An 18,522-nucleotide genomic window follows, 5' to 3' on the forward strand; every position below is an offset into this window, starting at 1 on the left:
ATTTTGTATGTATTTTGGCATTATTCCACTGATTCTTTTCGTCGTTTTTCTTATTTCTTACTTCAAAGACCCAAGAAAAATGATCAACGGGCTATTATTTAATCTATTTGTCTGTTCATTTCTGCTATTCTGCGTCATTCTATCTTTAGCATCTGACCATTACTTTTTAAGGCTTATTGTCATTATTCCACTGATTGCTCTTTTCATTTTAATTCCTTTTGGTATTGTTGCTTTAATGTTTGGTTTATTTTTAAATGCGAGAGTATTAATGAAGCGAGAAGGTAGACGTTTAGCCAATTCCTTAACATTACTTGTGGCGATTGGCATTTTACTTTTTATCCTATTACCGATTATCAATCCAGCGAGTTTGTTTTCAGTCCACCTCCAGCCCATTTTTGGTGGAATTTCACTCATTACGTTTTATTTTTTTATCCATTTATCCAATTTTTTATCTGCTTATTTTCTCTACCAATTCAATCGCCCTCGATTGAATCAAGACTTTATTATTGTTCTAGGCAGTGGATTAATTAATGATAAGGTGCCTCCACTTTTAGCTAGTAGAATTCAAAAGGCAATTGACTTCTATCATAAGCAAGCAGCAGTGACTACTCCACCTACCATTATTTTCTCTGGTGGACAAGGTCCTGATGAAAATCTACCCGAAGCTGAAGCGATGCAACGATATGCAATAGAAAAAGGCATTCCCATTGAGCATACACTCCAGGAGAACCGCTCTGTGAATACCTATCAAAATATGTTATTTTCTAAGCAGCTCATGGATGATCGGAAACAGGGTAAGGCCTATAACAGTATTTTCACCACGAATAATTTCCATCTTTTTCGTGCGGGTATTTATGCAAGACTTGCGGGCTTAGATAGTCAGGGCATTGGCTCTAAGACAGCCTTTTATTATTGGCCAAATGCGATGATTCGTGAATATGTAGCGATTGTTGTAATGGCACGAAAACGACATATGAAAATGATTGGACCTATTGTAATCATTTCGATTGCGCTATCTCTATTCAGCTTTTTCTTTGTATAGGTTCTAGGAAATGGATTCGTACACTTTTTATAGAAAGTGTTACGAATCCTTTTTGATGCTATCATACCCAAAATTTCTTCAGCTGTTGTTCATATAATGTCTCATAGTAAAGTTTTCGTGGATAGCGTTGTTCTTGTAATACCTGATAGAGAATGGATTGACCTTCCTCATAGCGAATCCCCTCGTCACAATTATCAAATAGTTTTCGTGTCAGCTGTCTTACTAGGTGAACATCTTTTGTGTTCACTCTCCAGCCAAATTGAATTAAATCCAGCTGATCGAGCGGATCTCGATAAGTATCAAGTACCACACAGACATGTGGTTGCTGCTTATTCGCAAATACTAAAACATGTCCTGTATGAATGGATTGACCAAAATAACGTTCGTAAATCTCTACTATCGGTACTTGGATTTCAAGCACATCCATGATCGTCTGTAAAGTTGGATGTGCTATATAGTCATCACTTGTCTCATCTGGATATTCAACCAACTCCATGATGGAAGCCATCATCCAAAAATCATAGGTCATTTCCAATCACTCCATTTATTTTTATTGTGGCAAACGGTTAATCGCTTGTTCCACCGTCTGAATAAGATAGGCTAAGTTGGACTGCCATTCTGGCCAACTCTTGGACTCTTGCCATAATTCTACAATCTCTCTACTACCATGTTGATCAGGTACTTCATCTCTAATGTCCTGTAAATACCGCAATATAAATGTCAAAGAGCTTTCATCTACTACCCATTGTATTTGTCTATCCTTACTTTCTTGACCATAAATGGTTCCCGTATTCAGATATTGACTATAAAGCTCTGCCAAAGCCAGGGCACTCATATCGTAGAAAAAATCTATATCCTCCAATGTTTTACCAAAAAAGCCTTGCTGTTTCATAGCCTGTACAATTTCCGATAATGTTAGCTGATTGGATTCCTTATGCTGTTCCATAAACTCCCGCAAAAACGCCACTACATCTAACCCTTCATCACTTTCCAATGCTTTGTATCCCCAAGCCCCCATCTCACTGCACCTCTCTTTTTTATTTTAGTAAAGCTCTGGTAAAGGTAAAATCTGCACGCATGACCATGACAGCTGTTCATTATAGTAGCCGCTCTTAAAATTCCTTCGCTATATCAATAATCCTCAGCATCCTTTGGTCAGTTTTGTGATCGAATACTGCTCCTTTTTATAGGTAGGAGCCAAAGTAAAACTTCATCTTTTCCTGTGAATAGCCATCCTGTCCTCTCCAAGTCGCCATCGACATAAAATCAGTTCCACGTCCACGCTCCTTGCGATAATCATCCTTTGATACGAGTAGTCCCGCATAACCCCAGATTTCCATGACCACATCTCGTTCATGTTGATTGGACTTGAAAACATCTTTCCAGCGCTTTTCAAGCTGTCTAGCTGCATCTGTGTCGTTACAGGATTCTATTGCTACTACCATCTGTTGTAAGATGGCTACGTCATCCTCACTTACATTCAATGCTTCTTGTTCTTTTACCAGGCATTCTAAGTCTAGTAAACAATAGATGAGCCAATTGAGGCGAACCCCTCCCCACTTGATGCGTTCAAAATTAAGCACATTTAAATCTTCATTGGCATACGTAGCATTGGACATGATTTTCCGCTCATTACAGTAGCCACAGCCACTATAGGAGACCAATGCCACAGGTTGTTCATCATACGTATGCATTGGTAAATCATGCGTAAGAGCCCAGCTCGATAAGGCACTGCGTAAATGTACTTTACGCGTCGATAAGCTATGCAAAAATGCCTTTACCACAAGCTCCTTTGTTAAGAATTTCTCATGAAGCTGTCGCAATCTTTGTACACATTCATCATGGGAAATCGTTAATTGATCAAACATCAAGCCCTTACTTTTAGCATATTGAAAATCTTCTTCTGTATAGGTATAACCACCTGAACGCCATCCACCAGATTGCCAATAGGTTTGCATTAATATTTTCCTTGCTTTTTGGTCCATTATTCTCTCCTCGCTAGCTAGCACTTTAATTTTTCTTGTAAGGTTAGTGCCATCTCTTTCCATGGTCGCTTCCAATCGGAACTCGCTATCTCTTCCTCTGTTAGTGCTAACCAATATTCTCCTTCCATTAGCTCAAACATGTCTATCATGGTAATAGGGGCACAAACTGGATTAGCTAATGCTGCGAGCATAGGCTCGGGGCCATCATCCCAGTTATAGCTATTGACAATGGCATGTAAAATAACAGCTGATGATACCTTGCTTATGCGCTGGCACATTGTATTGAGAGAATCCTCGTATAAAATGGCATCAGCTTGCTGTTGTTCTTCTGCATTCAAAGTTAGACGGATTGCACCTGGTGTATCTACCAATAAATCAGCTATTCTTGCATGCTCCCTTGCCGCAAACCAAGCTGTAGCGGTAATCCCCTCTGGCTCAGATAAATTTACACCCTTTGCAAGTAGTAAAGAAATCACTTCTTTCTGCTTAAACTTTACCGCTTTTTTAAGTGCTGTATCACCAAGCTTATCTCGTGCCTCCAAGTCTATATGCTGTGCCAAAAGAAGCTTGATTCCTTCATGTGGCATTCGATTTGTTATAAAAAGCATTAATGGTGTTCTCCCACGTGCTTCTCGCTCATTTACATCTAATTTACTAATGGCCTCACGAACGACCTCTAAATCCTTGGATTTACTCACTTCCGTCCATTCCATTCGTCTACCCCCTTCAGGAATCCATCCATTGCAGTAATTTCTCAAGTTCATCCCTTATTGGTGCTGATTCTTGCTTTAGTCGCTGAGCAAGCTTCTTGGAACTACCGAATATTCGATATAAAACAAATGGACGCTGATAATCTGCTTTCTTTTCAAGTTCTTGTCCGAGTGCCACGAGCAAATCTAAATCCATGATGTCAATGTTCTTTATTGGCTTAGCTGATTCACTTGCACCAAGTAAAATAGCTACAAACACAGGCATCATCTCTACTGATAAGCCATGCGCTTCAAGAAAGGCTTCCGCATAAGCATCTTGCACGGATTGATGCTCTGTATCAACGAGTAACATATATCGTTGAACAAGTGGAAAATAATCCTTGCTATAAAGTCCTAATCCAAAAACCGCATAGGTGCTGGGCATAGCTGATTTTTCACTCGGCTCAACATCCTGATACCAAGCATATTCCTCCATAGCGAGCTGGGCATAGTCCGCTAATAAAGGGAAAAGATTTGGATATTGTAGGCAATTGGCGAAAAATTGATGAAGCTTTGATTTAGCTAACTTTTTAATAGGAAGATAATTTTTCGCTTTACTCTTTAAAGTCAGCTTATAGCCCTTTGGAAAACCTTCTTGTAGCAGATGAATGATATAGTAAAGGGCTTCACGATAAGCGTTTTCCTCTTCTACCATCACTCGTATATCAATCGTTTGTAAAATATCATTTGCCTGTCCTTCGAATACATCCCGCTTTCTTATACTTTCAAAACGACCGCTTCCTTTTTCCAAATAATTAGCTGCCTGCAGCGAGCCAAGCTGCTTCGCAAGTTCCAAGTATTCTAATCGAGTGGCTGGCTCTTTTTGACCAATCTTCAACGCGACATAAAGAAAGAAATCTAGTTTTTCCTGCTCTAGTTGTTGTACCGAGTCCTCTGTTTTCAATACCCACTCTTTCCTATAATCGCCTGCTTGTTCAAAATAGTGCGTTAAAAAATGCTCCTCTGCCCACTGCTTAAAGGCCATTGTATAATAATAAATCCATTTGTCTAAACGTTCTTTATTCGCCCGATGCTTTTCTTGAAGCCGATGAATAAATGGTTCGACTTCCTCAGCTGTTTGATGGAAAAAATGTGGATTGACCAAATGCTTCGCAAGGAAAAATTCATCATTGTCACTTGGTCTTACTGGTAGCTCTGCCATCACCTTTGTTTCTATAAAGCTTGCCAGCACTTGTTTCGTTGACGCTAGTTTACGATTATTCAACAGCTCCTTTTGATAATGAAGCACCGTTTTATCATGTTCAAATTCCAGCACAACCTCAAAGCGGTAATCAAAAAATTGGGGACCGTATTGCTCAGATTGAAATACTTCCTCTGTTTTAGTACATAAAGCACTAAAAAGCTCTTCAATATGCTGGACATCTGTAAATTCTTGTATGTATGAACCCGCTTCCACCTTATAGGAGCTATCACTCCAACTAAATGGCTCATAAACATCTATAAAGATTGTGCCATTAGGACTTTTTCCTTTTTTCCAGGCAACTTTCAAATATTGAAGGATGCCTGCTTGTAACCTACTTTGCTCTTTCAGCCCTGTTATTCGTTTACTCTCTTCTTGATAAACAGCCGTGATTTGCTCCCACACAGCCGCTAGAAAATGCTCTACACACTGCTTCACTGTACATCCTCCCTTTCTATTGTTAGAGAAAAATCTCCCGCTAAAGCCTTAGCGAGAGATCCATCTTATCCGATTGTTTTCACAACCGCTCCTTCTTGATTTTTAATATGTGTCTTCAAAATTTGAAAACTTACACCAGCTAAAGAAGAAATAGTGAATTGACTTTCTTGCGGTATCAGCCTCTGACTTAATTCTCCTACCGCTGCCTTGTTCAATGTGATCGTAATCTCTTGACCATTCTCTGAATAGCCTACCTGAGGGCCTGCTTTAAATATTATCGTTATTTGTTGACCGACTAAGGTAAGATCTTTATCTTTCAGAATACGTCCACGTAATAATTTACTAATGACAGCTGCTTGCTTTGCTCCAAGTTGAACAACATTAGACGGTTTGTTAAACCAGCTCTTTTTTTCTACTTCCCAAGCAAGTTGATCTACGAAAAGAAACCCCGTATTAGAGCCATCTTCCTCCATTCCTCGCACAACTGCCTCGGCAACTTCAGGATTTTGCAGGAGAGAAGTTCTTGTTAAATCCGTAGTATAGCTTGGTATTTGCTTCATGCCAGCCTGTAGTACACCAAGTGTATTCCATGTCTGCATCGCTTCTAACTCATCCTCTGAAATACCGACCATTTGGATAAACTCCATCTTGCCATTTGGTGTATCGATTTCAGCAAGCTCTGGATCATTTGTAAAGGCTAGTGCCGTTAATTGTGTGTCGGCATCGAGGCAAATCGGACCATTTGCATCCAAATAATCTCCCGCTCTAAATACATTACCACTATTAAACACATATCTGCCCATATTCTGTAGTAAATTCAATGCCCAAGCAGGTGGCTCTTCCTCATCATGTTGACGTACTAGTCGAAATGTTAATTCAAATCCATATCCACTATAGTCCTTGTTTTCAAATTCCTTTTCATATAGTTCCGAGAAGCCATATGTAACAAAATGCCAATGCGGAATGGATGTTTCGCTTTTATAAACACTAATTCCATCTAAAGGATCTTGTCCTCCTAGTGAATAGGGAATCAAAGTTCCATAATGCTTTGGCTCCTGCTCACCATATACCTGTGCTAATGCCTGATCAATCGCATCCCAGCCAACTGCTGCTATTTCATCACTCATTTCCATATCCTCCTTGCTGATATCACTCGTAGAACGTACGTATCTATTATTTATGATAGCAATTTTATGGTGACTCTTTTAACAGGAATAGGACTCATTTTCCAGTTTCCAGCAACTAGGTTTATTGACATTCTATATGGGGTAAATATGACTAATATTGATGACGCCTTAGCGTAATTGCGTTCATTTTTTTCGAGCTTGCTCGAAAAGTATCGGGACACCATTGAATCAAAAAATACAATTTGTACATTTATCGCACCACTGATAAAGAAGGGTGTTTTTCGCTGAAAGATAAAAAGACAATCCTCTTACAAAATAGAAGATTGTCGCATGAGTGTCTATTTTACTATTTAAACGTCAGGTAGTGCATCTTAACCATATAGCATAGCTGGCTCACGAACCGTTTGTAAATAATCTGCCAATTTCCCTGCAAATACTTTCTCTAAATACGGTAATTGCGCTAGGCAATGAGGCGTCATTAATGCTGGGTTTTGATATATTTTTAGCCCTCCCACCTTTAGTAGCGTCGCTACAAACTGGGAACAAAAATAAGCACGCTCACGTCTCACTTCCTTTTGCATCACCACACCAAAAAGTCCGATAAAATTATATTTATAGCGATCTCGATTCCAGTACATATAACGGACAATTTTCATCATGTCTAAATATTGATAATGTGATATACGACAGCGATAAATAACACAATCCGCACACTCAAATAGCCCTCTTTCTGCATCCTCTCGTAAAAAGCCCCCACTTAACGGATTGTTCAATTGCCTTCGACCAAAGCTATACATTTCAAATAGCCCCTCATCAAAGGCTATGGATGCATGATTCATCTCCTTGCCCGTATACATGCCGATCGCTTTTGATAATAACGTCCCTGTTTTGGTTAATACTATGTAAATCGTATGTGCCATATCTTCACCTACTTAATATTCTCTCTCCTACTACCAATACGTTTTAAATCTTCAAATGGTTTCGTGAATTTCCTTTTTTTATAATTATACACAGCGAATCTTAAATATTTCCTAGTAGAACCTGAAGATTTTCTTAAGATTTAATAGGCTGGAAGTATTTTTAGAATTGGTTATGACGATGAAAGGATGTTGATTTTTTTACTACCTTTATTTATATGAGCTTAATTGTAGTGTTATGTGTGAAGGGGTCGTGAAAATTTTTTCTAAGGCACGGAATCTATTTGTCCTTTTTATTAAAAGACGCTACTCAATATTGAGTAGCGTTCACTGAGTAATCATGCATTTAAATCCGTTATGGCTGGGACATTAATTTCTTTTACACAGGAGACTGCTGATAGATTAATTACACATTGCACAAGAGAGACAATATCTTGTACGGGGATTCGTGTACCTTCATATAAATGAATGGCTTTTTCCGCTCCTTCTTCATAGGGTACTTCTGCTGCCAGTTCACCAGGATTAATGCATGTGACAGAAATTTTATCTTTCCTTAAATGTTCACGCAGTGCATTTGTAATGCCCCTTACGCCGAATTTAGATGTGACAAATGAAACTTGTGCATTGTTTGTGTGATCTAAGCCTGCTGTAGATCCAATTAAAATAACCTTTCCCTGCTTCGCTTGTCTTAAGTTGGGTAAAAGTGCCTGAATATATGTAATAGTAGAAGTTAGATTGATATTGATTAATTTCGAAATATCCTCTACTTCATCCTTATCAAATGTATAATCATCTTCAAAACCACGCTTTTCCCATACACCCACATTATAAATTAATACATCGAGCGGAATGCCTTGTAACACTTCTTTTAAAGTGGAAATTTGTTGTTGACTAGACAGATCAATGGATAACCAGTGACGATTTACTCCATCATTTAGCTCTAAACTATTGGGTCTCGTTCGTGCTACCATCCATACTGTATCTCCTTTGACAGGTAACCCCTTAACAAATGCATCTCCCAATCCTTGGCTAGCTCCAAAGATAATAAAATTCCTACTCATATTACCATCCTTTCTCATGACAAAATGTAATGAAAACCTGTAGCTTGTTGCCGATCAATATATTCTTAAGTGAAAGGAATTTCTGCCTTTCAAAATTATCGCTACTAACTGAAAAGAATGAATAACTTTCACCTTATTTGATCTTAACGTATTTAATGCTATTAATCTCTTTTTATCACTTGAACTTGCCACTGTCTCTTTTACGATTGTCGTATGAAAATTATTGTGAAGAGAACCTAAAGTAGTTGCAGTTACACAGCATATTTTTAGAAAAATTAACCTTATTTTACTTTTCATCAATCTCTACTTTACATTTGTTAGTCATTACCAATAAAATTTATTGGATTAAACATGCTCTCATTTTGTGGGTAGTGGTTAAAGCAGGTGAATGCTGAAAAGAAAGCTTTTATACAATTACGTTCGTTTCATTTTTTAGTGAATCACCTACCTGTCTTTGCGAATAGTTTTGAGAATAAAAAAACTCCCGAATTAACTGCAACAAGAAGCCATCGGATGTTGAAAAAATAACAACACCAGATGGCTTCTTCGTTTACAGTTTATTCATTGTCCCAAATCGGATAATATGACTCGTAGATTGGGTAGCTATAATAAGGTGGTCTTACGCCAATGGTTGGTGTTAACCAGGTGTCATTCAAATAATGGATCTCAAGTGTAGACGCTTCATTTTCTAATAATCGCGTAACTTCTGGGAAAAATTCAACCTCCATTTTCAGTCCTCCTGTTTCCTTCACGGCTTGTTTGGATGTTTAACACAAAAAGCTAAGCTTTCATAGTATATGTTGAAAAGGAGGGATTGGTTATTACTAATCCGAATGACAAGGACTATCGTGAATTATTAGCACAAATCCACTTTTATCAAAAGTGGTTTGAGGACAATAAAAAGGAAGATCCATACCCGCAATATCCTGTCTATGGAAAGATTACGCAATATAAAGAAGTGCCACTGACTCAACCTGAACAAAGACAATTACGCCAACCGGGATTGGAAAGCTTAATGGTTCCTAAGCCCATCATAGAAAATCCTCATTATAAAGGGAGTGGTAAATTAAAGGGAAAAGTTGCGCTTATTACTGGGGGTGATAGCGGGATGGGTGCAGCTGCTGCCATTGCCTTTGCGAAAGAAGAGGCCGATGTGGCCATTGCTTATTTAGATGAGCATGAAGATGCGCTAAGAACGAAAAAAAGAGTTGAAGAATTAGGACAAAAATGTCTGCTGCTTCCTGGAGATCTTCGCTTTAAAAAACAATGTGTAGACATTGTTTTCGAAACGATGAACACTTTTGGTCAGTTGGATATTTTATGTAACCATGTTGGGATTCAATTTCAGCAAAATGAGCTGACAGACATCACGGATGAACAGTTTGATGAAACCTTTAAATTAAATGTATATGCTCACTTCTATACGACAAAAGCCGCTCTCCCTTATTTACGAGCAGGAAGCTCCATTATTGGCACTGCCTCCGTTGTGGCTTATGCAGGAGAACCTTTACTCATCGATTATTCTGCTACAAAGGCGGCTATCGTAGGCTGGACTCGTTCCCTAGCTAAAAGCGTTGCCAAAAAACAGATTCGTGTCAACGCGATAGCCCCTGGCCGTATTTGGACACCACTTATTCCTTCTAGCTTTTCCTCTGATGAAAACGCCTTACATGGAACTAATTTATTTAACCGAATGGCTCAGCCCTTTGAAGTCGCCCCTACTTTTGTCTATTTAGCATCAGATGATTCGAGGCATGTTACAGGGCAAGTCTTGCATGTAGATGGTGGCGAATCAACCAATTCATAATCGACATTATATTTAAAATATGTACTAAAAATTTTCTATTAAATGAAAATATAAATTCATCCATAGCAGACAAGGAAAAACCACCTTTTTTATCCATGATGCCTAGGATTATACCTATAATAAAAGCTTTACACCCTTATTTCAATTACTTTTCAATTTACTTACAGTGGTAATGTTTATAAGTTCTTTCACATACATTAATGTCGGGATAGCACCTTTAACATCGCCCCCAAGATGTTTTTGTACAATGCTATCCCTTTTTACATACTCTGTTTAGTTGGAGATTTCCCCAAGTTTTAATTCATTAAAAGCCGTTGCATTGTTCTTGGGAAGGTCCTCCTCATTCCAATCATCCTAATAGGACTGTGCGGCATTACATAAGCCACTGCGATTTAAAACCGTAGTGACTTATTGTTTGTTTTTTCGATTGAGAAAGTCCTATCATTATGCTGCATGTTTTACTAGTTCATGTTGTAATCAGGTAAAAGTGCTCTTTAATTTTGAACTTTCACAAATAAGTGTCACCAAAATAGTTATTGATAGTGTTCCAAGTATTTTCCTTCTTCGAAAATTTCTTGTGCACTTAAGGCTGTCCAATCCTCTGGTGTTTGTTCAGGATGCAAGTCAAGATAGTTTTTAACCATCTTATAGCCTTCACTGTAACCATAATTTTTCGGTAACCCTTTTCCACCATATAAGATGTCTGAGGTACGATTACTGTCGTACTTATGTAAATCAGGTTCTACTTTAGACCATAATTCCTTGTTGTAAGTTACATTCTTTGCTGTATAGCCGTAGTCAGGATAAACGTTTTTTTCAAACATGACCGCTTTTCCTTCAAAGACGATACTATCCAATACCGAAGCTCCGACATCTTTATTGAAATATTTTTCCGCCCAAACGCTGTGATGGTATTCGTGAGCAACAGTTGACTTTATACCATCATCCAAAACATTTAGATAAAGCGGGAGGATGATTTTGCCCGCTCCTACTGCGAAGGGTATTCTATTATTGGTTGCTGAAGGGAATACACAAACAGCTACATCGCTTTGAGAGGGTAAGAGGTCTGCGGATTTCAATAGCGATTCTTGAATGAGTTGATTGATTTCTGCTTTATGCGTCTCCATTTTTTCACTCACCATTTGTATTTCTGTTAGCCTGCTAGGAACCGTATTAAGCAGAGTTTCTGCCATATGATAATATTCCCCATTTTCAAAACAATCCTGGTAGATCGGTTGAATAACTTCCTTTTTATACAAATCCAGAGTTTCCGAGCTTGAAAGATTCGGATTCTCTTTGACCTTTTCCATATACGGATAAAACAGTTGATTGGCATGAATGATTTTGTATTTTTGTTTGGTTTGAGGGTGCTCAAATGAGAACACCATCTCTTCATCATCTGTTATTTGCTTTTTCTCATGAAGTTGGCTCTCACTTTTTTCTGTTGGTGTACAGGCAGCAAGCATAAGTAGTAAGAGACCTAGAATAAAGGTGATTCCCTTTTTAAATTTCATCCATTCTCCTCCCAATCGTTAATAACTAAAAATTCTTTATAACCCCATATATAACTTATATTACCATAAAAATAGTAATGAAAGAATGATTGATTTGTCAGTATTTAGTTAGCATCTCCACAAACAGCGTGTATGATTTTGTGAAGGTAAGAACCTCTAGCCACGCCTTTCATATATTATAGTGAAAGGAGTGGCTATTGTGCCTTGGCAACATAAAATTCCGTATTTAATCGGTCAGCCTGTTGGTGTTTCTTTTACAAATGGTCAAGGAACTTCTGGTGTCCTCTGTGGCGTATCAGGAGGAAAACTGCTTGTTCTTGAATATTTGTATCAAAGTCAATTTGCCTTAAAGCAATACGACCTTCATATGATTCATGATGTGAACGGCTTCCCCCCTTGTCATACGCAGCAGCCGTTATACTAAAAAAACATCCTAGAACGGATGTTTTTTTACATCGTGTTGAATACCAAAACAATTAGTAGTATTTGTTTCATTATTCTTGATGCTATACAGGCTAACAACTAACTCAAGCTACTATTCCATCATAATAATAAAGTAAAGCTTGCACCGCTTTATTCCCGAATGAAGGGACAACTCATTTTTTCTCTACTCGCTAATACCCCCCTTTTGTCCAATACATACTTTAAAAGAAAGAAAGAAAGGAGGTGTGTTTCATGAGTTACTGTAATTTCAATAATTACTGTGGCGGGGACAATGGAAGCGGCAATAGCTCTACATTCGTGCTTATTGTTGTACTATTCATCCTTCTTATTATCGTTGGTGCTAGCTTCATGTGTTAATTGATCGTCTCAGGCTTTAGCCTCTGTTCCATTACAGAAGCTAAAGCCTTTTTACCATGAATCGCTACCACAGCTATTCAAATCTCCTCCCCTTTTCGTTTTTTTCTAGCTCATTTATTTTTACTCACAATTAAAAGTTAGTAATTTAGATAGATAACTATCTTAAACCGCTAGCTTCACATAATAATAGTAGTGTAAAGTTCTTGTAACTTTACTTTACACTCCTTTTGGTACTTGGGGTCACTTTCGTCCGAGTGACCCTGTTCTAGCAGCACACATTTAGTTTCTCCTTTTCCCTATCAAGCGGAATCATCGGAACATTCCTACAACAAATTCGTTTTTATAGGAAGGAGGAAAACAATGGGAATTAATTTAAATCTCTGGTCATTTATCTTATCTTTGGGCTGTATTCTATTATTTTTTCTATCAGGTTCAATGAAAGACTTCTTTGACACCTATCTTCATTTCCATCCATTACTGTTGACACTACTCTTGTCTATTGCCTGTTTCTACCTAAGCCTGGTCGGTATGAAAAATGTTAAAAATTTAACGACCTTGCTTCGAGGAATTTTAACAATGGTCATTACACTTATTGTGATGATTAGTATTTCTTTTATTTTACTTTTTGGTACCCTTTTAAGTTAAAATGACCTACCCCCACATTATTTTAATACAAGCCTCCTTGACGAACGTTTGTTCTATGGTTAAACTATTAGAAAAGGAGGCTTTTTTATGCAAGAAACAACGAATATTGAGTTAGTACATTTCTCTGAAAGCTATGTAGAGCAGTTAAATCGTTTTGAATTACCTGAAGAACAACACCAATTTACGGCACTTCCTCAAGAGATTTCAATCGAGAAGGTCGGACAGTATCCAATTGTGATTTTAAGTGGTGGCGTACCTGTCGGCTTTTTTGTGCTTCATGCAACGGACAGAGTCCAACAATATTCTAGTAATCCTCAGGCAATGTTACTAACTGCCCTGTCCATCGACCATCAGCAGCAAGGTAGGGGCTATGCTAAAAAGGCTATGTCTGCACTTGCTGATTTTGTGAAGCAGGAGTTTAAAGAATGTAATGAAGTAGTGTTAGTCGTCAATCATAAAAATATAGCTGCACAGAATTTATATGTCAAAGTAGGCTTTATGGATCATGGAGAAAGAAGAATGGGACCTATTGGTGAACAAATCGTTATGAATTTGCCATTGTAAAGAAATCGTCACTCATTTGCTTTTCAAAATGCGAGGCGTACCTTACAAACAATGGAATTCTATTTTCCCCTACCATCTCTAAGAATTTCATTGTTACACCTCCACTCCCTGGCATATAAGCTTTTCCTTCACGAATTCAACTGCTATGGGGCATGTTTATACAGTATAATAAAGTCAATTAGCTATAGAAAAGGTGGAACTAGACATTGAAAAAAGAGATGTGGCTATGGTTATTAGGAATTTCTCTACTAGCTGGATGTAGTGTTACTGTTCCAAATGAGACAGTAAACACCCCTGCTGAACAGGTCTCATCACAGCTGGAGATACAGCATGAGGCTCCATTGATCGCCGTTTCCGATGATGAGAAGGTGAGATTATTTGCACCAAATGAAGCACAAAATGAAATTACGGAGGTAACTTTAGATATTGATGGTAAGCGGAAAAATTTTGACTGGACAATCCCTGATACAGGAACTAAACCTCAGTTATTCTATACAGATCTGACAAATGATCATAAGGAAGAGGCTGCTATTATTATCCAAACTGGACGAGGGACAGGCCTCAATCACTATGAGATTCATGTGGTAAATGGAGAGGATTTATCGGAGATGAATGTCCAACATTATGAAGACATCGTTGCACATACTATTGAATCAACGATTACGAAAAAAGATGATGGCACATTAGCGATTACGATGAAAGCACAGGGAAAAGAATCTACATTTGATTATGACTTTGATCCAGCACCAGATATCAATCAAGCGCAACTTGCTTTCGGTGGTGTGGTCATTTATACAGTAGAAAATCAAAAAATAATGTTAAATATCCCTGGATCGATTGGCATCTCACCTATTTATGTAGCCGATGTTCGTATTACCTATCAATTTAATCGTATTAACAATGAGTTTCTTGTTGAGCAAATTGATGTGAAACCTATCGAGAAATAAAGCCGCCAAAAGCTGACCACTCCTGCCATCAGCTTTTGGCTTTTTCGTCGTAGACGTAAGCCTAGGCATTGTATAAATGTTTATTCATTAGCTCTTCGACTTGTGTTTTTAACGCTTGATTGGCATAGCGTAGTACCTCATCATTGCCTGCGGTAGCCACCTGCACATCACTAAAATAATCATCAATTCGATGCCAGCCAACTAATCGTATTTTTTGTTGGGCGAGCTGACGTTTTAATTGAAAATAATCTTTGTGTAGCTGCTTTAATAAAGCATCCATAGCAGGTAAAAATACACGCTTCATCTTAAAATGCTCCGCCACTGTTAGATCGTGCTGTAAGGATTTCACAGCTAAATCAAGCAGCAAATATTGATGTAATAATCGTCGTTGCTCTCCATTAATCACATCCATCATCTTCTATACGAGCAGCATAAATGTATCTTAACGGGATGTGCTTCGTTGTGGTAATGGTTTCTAGTAGCAGCTGGTCCTCGTGCATCGCTTGAATGGTACCTCCCCATTGCACATAGTTACCATGTTCCCATATAGTTAACATAATATAGTTATGCTGTGTGAATGCTTGTGTGATTATTTGCTGTAATTCTTCAAGCTCCCATTCAGCATGTTCCCGAGGCAACTCTGTCAACACCTCTTGTTTCCATGCCTTCAAAAGCATTAAATGCTCTGGTAGCATCATCGCTGTCCATTTCATCGTTCCTCTATCTCTTATCATTTTTTCCACTCCTTATGCTAAATGCCCGCCCACTAAGCGATTCCGTGAAATAGCTGTACCAGCGCTGGTATAGGAGGCTGCGCGTAATAAGGCCACCACCCCATATTTTCTACGAATCGCATCCATGACATGACCAATAACCTGTCGCTGGTCCTTACGCTCATCAAATAAATCAAGCTGAATGCTACGCTCTGGCTCTAAGTTTGTCAGTCTAACAGATAATTGACGCGCTGGCTCACCCGCAAAATGCTCATCTAGTAAGTCCAGACAAGTCTGATACATAACAAGGGTCTCATTGGTTGGACTTTCGATGGTTCTTGAGCGATGGAACCCCTTCGTCATCGCATTGCGACTGTAAGAGAGCCCCAAGCTAACAGTCCGCCCGACATAGCCTGCTTCCCGTGTACGTCGCATCACATCCTCACACATTTCTAGGAGTACAACTGCAATATCCTTTCGTGTGTGATAATCCTTCATGAGCATTTGGCCCTTCCCAAAGCTTAATGCCGCATTGTTCACCAATGGCTCACCTAATGTGGAGAGATCAATGCCCCATGCATGGTAATAGTATTGATTACCCATAATACCAAAGCGCTTTTCTAATTCGGCTAAATCGGCATGGGCTAATCCACCGACTGTTTGAATGCCCATCGCATTTAAATTGGCTGCCATCTGTTTCCCAATCCCCCACATATCAGATAAAGGACGCACTGGCCAAAGCTTTGTTGGGACATCGGCATAGGTCCATTTGGCAAAGCCTGTTTTTTTTGCCTCTAAATCTAATGCTAATTTAGCCATCAACATGTTTGGTCCCATGCCAATGGCGGACGGAATGCGAAACTTTTCATAGATGTCTTCCTGAATCAATTTGGCTACCTGCTCAGGCGAACCCCAAAGTTGCTCCGTACCTGTTAGATCTATAAAGCTTTCATCCACACTATAAACATGGATCGCCTCTGGAGGGACATATTGTGCAATCAGACGCGTAATGGCCATGGACATCTCTAGAAAAAAGGACATTTTTGGTTCAAACAACTTAATATCTGGATGTTTGGGAATTTCATAACGCCGATTCCCTGTTTTAATGTTAAATTTTTCTTTCATCACTGGTGATGCAGCCAGCACAATACTGCCAGGTTGTTCAAAATTACCGATGATAGCAATTGGATCTGTCAGCACATCTAGCCCTTCTAGCATGGCAATACAGCTTGCATAAAAGCACTTCATATCAATACAAAAAATATCTTTCTGTGGGAAGTCGTTGTAATTCATATCACCTCAGACTCCCGTTGGGGAATGGGCAGAAGTGCTAGAACATTGTTAATATGAAACGTACGCTTCGCTAGCCTTGTAAAACAAAAGGCGGTAAAGGAATCACCTTTAATGTGGATGATTTTCACGCGCCTTTTCGTAATGGCACCTGATTTCGCTATATACATCATGTGAACGATTTGGTGACGATGCATGGCTTTTATCAACTGTTCTTTCATGTTGAATGCTCCTTTACTGACTCTGTTTGCGTTCATGTTGAACAGAGTTTTTGATAACTAAGAACAAACGTTTGTGTTTTTATTATACGCACGTATGTTCTGAAATAGAAGTGGTAATTTTAGCTAATTTTTTCCAGACAGAGGCTGACTGTAGCTAGGCATTTGTGTAAGTCTAGAAGTACCTAAAACATAATCTATGATGATGAATAGCTCAATTTATATGAGAAAGGATGTAAGTATCAGCTCAAATATCGATTATAACTCCCCTTCTGCAGCGTTCACTTTTGATGTCAATAAAAGTACGCTTTTTAAAAAAGACTCCCGAAATTACATTAATATTCTCGGTGTGGAACAATTAAATACATTAGAAAATACATCTTTGCTTGATATTTTTTTAAGTAAAGACAATGTCATCGAGCCACATTACCATCAAAATGCTGCAGAGCTTGTCTATTGTATTGCAGGAGCAGCAACGGTTTCTATATTGAATCCCTTTACCAAGAAAATTCAAAACTATCCTATCAAGCCTGGGCAGGTTGCGAATGTACCACAGGGCTGGTGGCATTATGAAGTAGCCACAGAAGATGACACGCATCTACTTGCTATTTTTGATGCGCCAACGCCAGAGGTCATTTTAGGCTCTGATATCTTAAAATTCACACCAGCCAATATTATGGCCCATACGTATTGTTTAGATGAAGAACAATGGAAGAAAACGATTGCACCGATTGTTCCTACGACTTATATCGGACCAGCAAAAGGCTGCAATCGTGTCCAATCAGCAACCGATCAAGCCCCTTATAAACCAACCATGCCACAGCAATATATGAAACCATGTCCATACCCTTATCCCTATCGTTACCCTCCTATGTACCCTTATGGCACCTACTATTAGCGACCTCTTATACATTTTTTATTGTAAAAGATGAATAGAATGTCATTTACTGCTACATCCTAATCTTAAATCAACCTAAGAGTTAGGAAGTGTCAGGATGACAATGATAAATGAAAATCTAGCATCGCTACGATTTAAGGAGGTTTTCAAGCTTTGGTCACAGCTTGGGATCAATCAAGGCTATATTGCTTCCAGTCATGCTTTTTTTAAGCATACGCGTGATAAAAACTTAAAAATCCTTACATTGGAATTTATTCAATGTTTAAAAGAGGAAAATAAACAGCTAACACTGCTATTAAAGGAAAACGGTGTGCTGGCACCAACAGCATCGATAGAATACAGTAAAATGAAAATAACGGATATTCGTGGGAAATCTTTCATTAATGATGGCGAAATAAGTGCTATTTTATCGATGAATATTGCCTCTTCTTTGATTGCCGTAAGCCAAGCTTTAGAGCTGGCAGTAAAGAAAACACATCTAACCAAATATAGTGAACTCCATATGCGTTATGCGCTACTTGGAGCGAGATTGATTGACCTAAGTAAGAGTAAAGGCTGGTTATTAGCCTCTACACACTAAAAAGAAGCCTCCGTTTTAATAACTA

The 18,522-nt window shown here is 38.5% G+C and carries 23 protein-coding genes; 9 read left to right on the plus strand and 14 right to left on the minus strand.

Features of this window, described 5'->3' with window-relative positions; translation table 11 throughout:
• Positions 1 to 7: 7 nt before the first annotated feature.
• Positions 8 to 1,042: a YdcF family protein gene (locus NYE73_RS14600; protein ID WP_066037255.1), complete on the plus strand. Its 1,035-nt coding sequence runs from the start codon at positions 8 to 10 to the stop codon at positions 1,040 to 1,042.
• 61 nt (positions 1,043 to 1,103) lie between these two features.
• Here the strand turns inward: NYE73_RS14600 and NYE73_RS14605 are convergent, their stop codons facing one another.
• The 9 genes from NYE73_RS14605 to NYE73_RS14645 form a co-directional block, all read right to left on the minus strand.
• Positions 1,104 to 1,571, minus strand: coding sequence for a hypothetical protein (locus NYE73_RS14605; protein WP_066037254.1), 468 nt, complete (start codon positions 1,569 to 1,571; stop codon positions 1,104 to 1,106).
• Between the two features lie 21 nt (positions 1,572 to 1,592).
• Complete coding sequence (locus NYE73_RS14610; RefSeq protein WP_066037253.1) at positions 1,593 to 2,060, minus strand: DUF4259 domain-containing protein; 468 nt, start codon at positions 2,058 to 2,060, stop codon at positions 1,593 to 1,595.
• Positions 2,061 to 2,226: 166 nt separating this feature from the next.
• Positions 2,227 to 3,027, minus strand: coding sequence for a hypothetical protein (locus tag NYE73_RS14615; protein ID WP_066037252.1), 801 nt, complete (start codon positions 3,025 to 3,027; stop codon positions 2,227 to 2,229).
• A gap of 17 nt (positions 3,028 to 3,044) precedes the next feature.
• Complete coding sequence (locus NYE73_RS14620; RefSeq protein ID WP_259951133.1) at positions 3,045 to 3,740, minus strand: DUF4274 domain-containing protein; 696 nt, start codon at positions 3,738 to 3,740, stop codon at positions 3,045 to 3,047.
• A gap of 13 nt (positions 3,741 to 3,753) precedes the next feature.
• Positions 3,754 to 5,415, minus strand: a complete 1,662-nt coding sequence (locus NYE73_RS14625) for a DUF6138 family protein (RefSeq protein ID WP_259951134.1) — start codon at positions 5,413 to 5,415, stop codon at positions 3,754 to 3,756.
• 65 nt (positions 5,416 to 5,480) lie between these two features.
• Positions 5,481 to 6,542, minus strand: a complete 1,062-nt coding sequence (locus NYE73_RS14630; RefSeq protein WP_259951135.1) for a suppressor of fused domain protein — start codon at positions 6,540 to 6,542, stop codon at positions 5,481 to 5,483.
• Positions 6,543 to 6,913: 371 nt separating this feature from the next.
• Positions 6,914 to 7,462 carry a hypothetical protein gene (locus NYE73_RS14635; protein ID WP_036076496.1) on the minus strand — a complete coding sequence of 183 codons (549 nt, stop codon included), beginning with the start codon at positions 7,460 to 7,462 and terminating at the stop codon, positions 6,914 to 6,916.
• 335 nt (positions 7,463 to 7,797) lie between these two features.
• Positions 7,798 to 8,520: an SDR family NAD(P)-dependent oxidoreductase gene (locus tag NYE73_RS14640; protein ID WP_066037249.1), complete on the minus strand. Its 723-nt coding sequence runs from the start codon at positions 8,518 to 8,520 to the stop codon at positions 7,798 to 7,800.
• Positions 8,521 to 9,077: 557 nt separating this feature from the next.
• The gene (locus NYE73_RS14645) at positions 9,078 to 9,248 is read right to left on the minus strand and encodes a hypothetical protein (RefSeq protein WP_167444824.1); all 171 of its coding nucleotides are present in this window, start codon (positions 9,246 to 9,248) and stop codon (positions 9,078 to 9,080) included.
• A gap of 92 nt (positions 9,249 to 9,340) precedes the next feature.
• Here NYE73_RS14645 and NYE73_RS14650 point away from each other — a divergent pair, with 92 nt between their 5' ends.
• A complete protein-coding gene (locus tag NYE73_RS14650; protein ID WP_374805973.1) occupies positions 9,341 to 10,327 on the plus strand; it encodes an SDR family oxidoreductase in 987 nt (328 codons plus the stop codon).
• A 533-nt stretch (positions 10,328 to 10,860) separates the two neighbouring features.
• Here the strand turns inward: NYE73_RS14650 and NYE73_RS14655 are convergent.
• Positions 10,861 to 11,841 (minus strand): DUF2268 domain-containing protein, encoded by a 981-nt coding sequence (locus NYE73_RS14655; RefSeq protein WP_259951136.1) that lies wholly within the window; start codon positions 11,839 to 11,841, stop codon positions 10,861 to 10,863.
• A 199-nt stretch (positions 11,842 to 12,040) separates the two neighbouring features.
• On the opposite strand from NYE73_RS14655, the gene NYE73_RS14660 reads away from it, so the two are divergent.
• The 5 genes from NYE73_RS14660 (at position 12,041) to NYE73_RS14680 (ending at position 14,798) form a co-directional block, all read left to right on the plus strand.
• Complete coding sequence (locus NYE73_RS14660) at positions 12,041 to 12,265, plus strand: hypothetical protein (protein WP_004224247.1); 225 nt, start codon at positions 12,041 to 12,043, stop codon at positions 12,263 to 12,265.
• A gap of 251 nt (positions 12,266 to 12,516) precedes the next feature.
• Positions 12,517 to 12,642, plus strand: a complete 126-nt coding sequence (locus NYE73_RS14665) for a YjcZ family sporulation protein (protein ID WP_103118307.1) — start codon at positions 12,517 to 12,519, stop codon at positions 12,640 to 12,642.
• 360 nt (positions 12,643 to 13,002) lie between these two features.
• Positions 13,003 to 13,287 (plus strand): hypothetical protein, encoded by a 285-nt coding sequence (locus NYE73_RS14670; RefSeq protein ID WP_036076476.1) that lies wholly within the window; start codon positions 13,003 to 13,005, stop codon positions 13,285 to 13,287.
• A gap of 87 nt (positions 13,288 to 13,374) precedes the next feature.
• Positions 13,375 to 13,851 (plus strand): GNAT family N-acetyltransferase, encoded by a 477-nt coding sequence (locus NYE73_RS14675; protein WP_048392488.1) that lies wholly within the window; start codon positions 13,375 to 13,377, stop codon positions 13,849 to 13,851.
• A 206-nt stretch (positions 13,852 to 14,057) separates the two neighbouring features.
• On the plus strand, positions 14,058 to 14,798 hold the full coding sequence (locus NYE73_RS14680; protein WP_259951137.1) for a hypothetical protein: 741 nt from the start codon (positions 14,058 to 14,060) through the stop codon (positions 14,796 to 14,798).
• Between the two features lie 61 nt (positions 14,799 to 14,859).
• Here NYE73_RS14680 and NYE73_RS14685 read toward each other — a convergent pair whose 3' ends face one another.
• Genes NYE73_RS14685 through NYE73_RS14700 form a run of 4 tightly spaced genes read right to left on the minus strand, consistent with a single transcriptional unit; the run spans position 14,860 to position 17,022 of the window.
• Positions 14,860 to 15,213: an aconitate hydratase gene (locus NYE73_RS14685; RefSeq protein ID WP_259951138.1), complete on the minus strand. Its 354-nt coding sequence runs from the start codon at positions 15,211 to 15,213 to the stop codon at positions 14,860 to 14,862.
• A complete protein-coding gene (locus NYE73_RS14690; protein WP_259951139.1) occupies positions 15,197 to 15,532 on the minus strand; it encodes a YolD-like family protein in 336 nt (111 codons plus the stop codon). The genes NYE73_RS14685 and NYE73_RS14690 overlap by 17 nt, the downstream gene beginning before the upstream one ends.
• Positions 15,533 to 15,544: 12 nt before the next feature.
• On the minus strand, positions 15,545 to 16,804 hold the full coding sequence (locus NYE73_RS14695; protein ID WP_112118455.1) for a Y-family DNA polymerase: 1,260 nt from the start codon (positions 16,802 to 16,804) through the stop codon (positions 15,545 to 15,547).
• Positions 16,801 to 17,022, minus strand: coding sequence for a WYL domain-containing protein (locus tag NYE73_RS14700; protein ID WP_259951140.1), 222 nt, complete (start codon positions 17,020 to 17,022; stop codon positions 16,801 to 16,803). The genes NYE73_RS14695 and NYE73_RS14700 overlap by 4 nt, the downstream gene beginning before the upstream one ends.
• A gap of 238 nt (positions 17,023 to 17,260) precedes the next feature.
• Between NYE73_RS14700 and NYE73_RS14705 the strand changes: the two genes are divergently transcribed.
• Together NYE73_RS14705 and NYE73_RS14710 are read left to right on the plus strand one after the other, a co-directional pair.
• Positions 17,261 to 17,917, plus strand: coding sequence for a cupin domain-containing protein (locus NYE73_RS14705; RefSeq protein ID WP_349679724.1), 657 nt, complete (start codon positions 17,261 to 17,263; stop codon positions 17,915 to 17,917).
• 97 nt (positions 17,918 to 18,014) lie between these two features.
• Entirely contained in the window at positions 18,015 to 18,497 is a 483-nt protein-coding gene (locus tag NYE73_RS14710; protein ID WP_048392480.1) for a DUF3231 family protein, read from the plus strand.
• The last annotated feature ends 25 nt before the right edge of the window (positions 18,498 to 18,522 follow it).

Origin of the sequence: Lysinibacillus sp. FSL K6-0102, assembly GCF_038003545.1 — a bacterium.
GTDB lineage: Bacteria > Bacillota > Bacilli > Bacillales_A > Planococcaceae > Lysinibacillus > Lysinibacillus capsici.